Here is a 4,670-nt window from a genome sequence, read left to right on the forward strand (position 1 = left end):
TTGGGATGTTACACTTACATCAATATTATCAATAGGATCTACATCTTGATTTTGTCCCATATCCATTCCAAACGAGAATCCTGGATTATCTGCTCCCTGCTGTTGTTCCTCTTCAGAAGCAGCAACTTCTTTCTGTAATAGACTATCGCCCATTTTTTGAGACACTGCCCCACCTGTAAATATAGAAAGGCTAAATGCTAAAACAGCTATACATAATACTTCTACTAAGAGTTGACCTATTAATTTCCCTTTTTTCTCACCAATCGCCAGTAAGATCCCTAATTCTTTCCGACGTTCTTTTATTGTCAACATGATAATCAGACCTAAGATAATTGATCCTGTAATTGAAACCAAGTATACAATCCATTTTGAAGTGGCTGCTATGTTCTCAATAGGACCTACCATTTTTTGATATACTGCATCATGCGCATCTAGTTTAAATAAGTCAAAGTCAATATCTGTTTTCTTTCCCTCTGCTTTAAAAGCATCGATATGGGCTGGATCCTTTAAGTAGTAAATGGCTTGATCAATTGCTGTTCCCTTTGAATCTTCATTATATGAAAACTCTTTTAACGATTCGTACGAAGTATATACTTTGTTCGATGGATGCATCATCGTTGGTGCCGTTTCCTCAATGCTGCTTATATCGGATCTTTTGTAGATCCCTACAATTTTTAATTTTATTGTCGCTGTTTCTTCTGTTGTTTTGATCTTTAGCTTATCACCAACCTTTAGCTTGTTATTTTTGGCTAACTGTTCGTCAACTAAAGCTACTTTCTTATTTTGATCTTCTGATGTTATTGGACGTCCCTTAATAATTTTATATGTTTCTTCTTTAAACGCTTTAACTAACTCAGAGCTTCTCACGCCTTCAATGGATGTATTTGGCATTTTCCCTTGCCCTCCACCTACACTTCCACTCATTGCGTCTCCCTCTGAATCATCATTAACAGGTGTATAGCCATCCGCTACACCCATCGCACTTTTTAGATAGTTGTAATCTTTTACATATGATGATTTAGCTAACAGATCTGCTTCCTCTGAAGACAATTCTGGACGCTGTATTCTTCCATTTGGATTTTCTTCTCTCTGTTTTGCTATGTTTTTTTGAAGTTTTTCGAAGTCAAGTCCAAGGCTTACATCAACCCCCAATTTTTTCCTAGCTAAATCATTCGCTGTTTCTGTGACATTTTGCATTGCGAATCCTGCTAAGGTTAAATTAGCAACGACTAAAAATATAGTAAATAGGATAAGGGATTTCCCCTTTCTTGCGCTTACACTTAAAAATGCTCTTTTAATAAAATTCATTTCTATAACCTCCTTGATATCTAAAATATACAGTACTTGTCTGGAGCTAGTATGAAGATATCTAGGAGTTTATCGATAGATATGCGGGAGTTTATGTGGGGAGTGTTTTAGTTACAAAAGAGCTGTCCCAAAGTCGATAAAAACCTACTTTGGGACAGCTCTTTTGTATTTTTTATATAAACCTAACATCTGGAAGCTTAGAGTATCTACCTTTATGAAATCACAATTAGTTTCTAATGCTATCTGTTCTATTTCTAACCAATTCCAACATACTTGACCTAATATACCACCACGAACATTACCATTTTCGTCTTTAAGATAGATACTAATCTCTTGGTACCCGCCTCTTAAATGGACCGGAAAGTGCACCAAATTATATTTACCTGCTTTATTCATAGAAAACTATTAAAAAGCGAGACATCCTTATTGCATGAAAGGTTTCGATTCCTATGTTTTCTGAGTAGCTGCTTAGCCCCAAAGTTAACAGGATATTACTATTATGCGTTTCTATTTCATTATTTTTTCACCAGAACCAAATTTCAAAGTCTTTGTCATACCTCACCTACCTTAAAACCTTAAAAATAGAGGCCATAAATCGGCTTTATTTGCTAATATAGTTAATTCATCAAGGTTTTTAATCACAATTTCTTTTTTCGATGGAGGCAAATCCGAAATGTTTGAAATGATTTCCCTTCTTTTTAGTTCCATTTGTTTTAAAATACCCTTATTAATTCCATCTAGATTACAACTACTTTCTTCGCTCATCTCTATCACCCTACTTTTAACAATATATACCACTAATTCTATTTTAAAATACATATATCACTTACCTTTTGTTTCTGGCTAACACCATGGCAACTACCCTTAATTTTTTTTTGAATGAAAAGCCGACGTTCCTCTGATAAAAGATTGCCGACTTTTTTAGAATCTTTAAAGCATGTATTATTTATAACTTACACTCCTTCATTGGAACCTTCATTAATAATGTTACCTTCTAAACAGTTGTAAGTTTTACTATTCATTTGCCTTTCAACTCTTTGATTACTAAATTTCTTTTTTCTAGATACACCGCTTTATCTGATTGCTTAGCCACTTCTTGGGAATGAGTAACAACAATGATACATTTATTTTCTTTATGAGCAAGTTCTTTAAATAGCTCGATAATTTCCATAGAAGTTTCTTGATCTAGATTCCCAGTTGGTTCATCCGCAATTAATAAATCTACGTTACAAGATAGTGCACGAGCAATCGCTACACGCTGTTGCTGACCACCGCTAAGCTGTAATACTTTTCTTTTTGCTTCTACTTCTGTCAGGCCTACCTTTGCTAATAACTCAAGTGCTCTTGCTTTTTTGTCTTTCACATCGACCCCTGTAATCTCCATTGCAGTGACTACATTTTGAAGAGCTGTCATATACGTTATGAGGTTATATGATTGAAAGATAATCGAAACATGTTTGTTTCGATAGGAATCCAGGCCTATCTTCCGTAAATCTGTTCCTTTGTATACTACATTCCCACTACTTGGGATATCTAATCCACTCGCTAAGCTAAGGGTAGTTGTTTTTCCTGATCCTGATGGTCCTAAAATAGTATACAAGCAGCCAGTTTGAAACGAGAAGTTTACATTATCTAAAATTTTAATTTTTTTATTATTGCTATGATAGTGATAATTCAGATTTTCGAATTGTAATATAGTATCCATGTGTATCCCTCTATTCGTCTTTTAATAAAATGTCTTTTGGATTCAATCGAAGAATCGATAATGCTGGAAGAAGTGTCGCTAAAATTGCAATTAATAGACCTAACCCACCTAAATTCAAAATATCTTGGGATGTTACACTTACATCAATATTATCAATAGGATCCACATCTTTATCTAGGTCACCATCCATCACACTCGCACTACTCGTAACCATACCCGAATGTGTTTGTTGCCCTGAATTATTTTCTTGCTCTTCAGAAGCTGTAATTTCTTTCTGTAATAAATTGTCTCCCATTTTTTGGGATACTGCCCCACCTGTAAATATAGAAAGGCTAAATGCTAAAACAGCTATACATACTACTTCTACTAAGAGTTGACCTATTAACTTCCCTTTCTTCTCACCAATTGCCAGTAAGATACCTAGCTCCTTCCGACGTTCTTTTATAGTCAACATTATGATAAGGCCTAGAATAATTGATCCAGTAATTGAAACCATATATACAATCCATTTTGAAGTGGTTGCCATGTTCTCGATAGGGCCTACCATTTTTTTATATAAGGCATCATGAGCATCTAGTTTAAATAGGTCAAAATCAATGTCTGTTTTCTTTCCCAGTGCTTTAAAAGCATCGATATGATCTGGGTCAGTTAAGTTATACGCTGCGCTATCAATGGGTGTACCCTTCATATCCTTATTTCGGGAAAATCCTTTTATCGATTCACACGTAACATATATTTTGTTAGATGGTTTCATGAACGCTATTGGTGGTTGTTGGCCAGTATCGGATGCTTCATAAATCCCTATTATTTCTACCTTTATTTTCGATTTTCCATCGTCTGTTTTGACCTTTACCTTATCGCCAACTTTAAGCTTGTTTTGTTTAGCTAATTGTTTTTCAATCAAGGCTACTTTCTTACCTTTATCTTCTGCTGTTATGGGGCGCCCTTTAATGATTTTCTCCGTTCCTTCTGTAAACCCTTTCAATAAATCAGAGCTTCTCACGCCGGTAATTGCTATATTTGGCATTTCCCTATCAGCATTTTGGCCTCCACCAGCGAAAGCAACCGCACCTTCACTTTCATTTTCATCAACTTCAATGGGCTTAAAGCCATCCGCTAAACCATAAGCTTCTTTTAGATAATTGAAATTTTTCACAAAGGATGATTTAGCTAACTTATCTGCTTCATCCGTGGAAATTTCCGGAATATTTATTCTTTCATTTGGATTTTCTTCTACCTGTTTTTCTATATATTTTTGAAGCTTTTCATGATCTAATCCTAGCGTTACTTCAACGCCCAATTTTTTTCTAGCGAGATCACTCGCTGTTTCTGTGACATTTTGCATTGCGAATCCTGCTAAGGTTAAATTAGCAACGACTAAAAATACAGTAAATAGGATAAGGGATTTTCCCTTTCTTGCTCTTACACTTAAAAATGCTCGTTTAATAAAATTCATTTCTATAACCTCCTTGATATCTAAAATATATAGCACTTGTCTGGAGCTAGTATGAAGATATCTAGGAGTTTATCGATAGATATCGGGGAGTTTATGTGAGGAGGGGTGATTTATACTTTTACCAAACGATATAACAGCTCTTTTGTATTTTTTATAATTCCTTTTTCAAATAGTAATGCTGATAGTCTCTACCAACATTAT

The 4,670-nt window shown here is 34.9% G+C and carries 4 protein-coding genes and 1 pseudogene; all 5 read right to left on the reverse strand.

The window, feature by feature from the left end:
- A partial coding sequence (locus JFL43_RS21040) for an ABC transporter permease (protein ID WP_200750564.1) occupies window positions 1–1,308 on the reverse strand: 1,308 nt, incomplete at its 3' end.
- A 165-nt stretch (window positions 1,309–1,473) separates the two neighbouring features.
- Window positions 1,474–1,704 (reverse strand): annotated as a pseudogene (locus JFL43_RS23265) (GNAT family N-acetyltransferase); the annotation flags it as partial.
- Between the two features lie 171 nt (window positions 1,705–1,875).
- Window positions 1,876–2,073 (reverse strand): hypothetical protein, encoded by a 198-nt coding sequence (locus JFL43_RS21045; protein WP_200750565.1) that lies wholly within the window; start codon window positions 2,071–2,073, stop codon window positions 1,876–1,878.
- 253 nt (window positions 2,074–2,326) lie between these two features.
- A complete protein-coding gene (locus JFL43_RS21050) occupies window positions 2,327–3,013 on the reverse strand; it encodes an ABC transporter ATP-binding protein (RefSeq protein WP_100795156.1) in 687 nt (228 codons plus the stop codon).
- Between the two features lie 10 nt (window positions 3,014–3,023).
- Window positions 3,024–4,469: an ABC transporter permease gene (locus tag JFL43_RS21055; protein WP_200750566.1), complete on the reverse strand. Its 1,446-nt coding sequence runs from the start codon at window positions 4,467–4,469 to the stop codon at window positions 3,024–3,026.
- Window positions 4,470–4,670 lie beyond the last annotated feature (201 nt).

Origin of the sequence: Viridibacillus soli, assembly GCF_016612995.1 — a bacterium.
GTDB classification, from domain to species: Bacteria; Bacillota; Bacilli; order Bacillales_A; family Planococcaceae; genus Viridibacillus; species Viridibacillus soli.

Bases quoted from the DNA above. Each gene is read 5' to 3' on its own strand.
- JFL43_RS21045 (WP_200750565.1), bottom strand. From the start codon at position 2,073: ATGAGCGAAGAAAGTAGTTGTAATCTAGATGGAATTAATAAGGGTATT.
- JFL43_RS21050 (WP_100795156.1), bottom strand. From the start codon at position 3,013: ATGGATACTATATTACAATTCGAAAATCTGAATTATCACTATCATAGC.
- JFL43_RS21055 (WP_200750566.1), bottom strand. From the start codon at position 4,469: ATGAATTTTATTAAACGAGCATTTTTAAGTGTAAGAGCAAGAAAGGGA.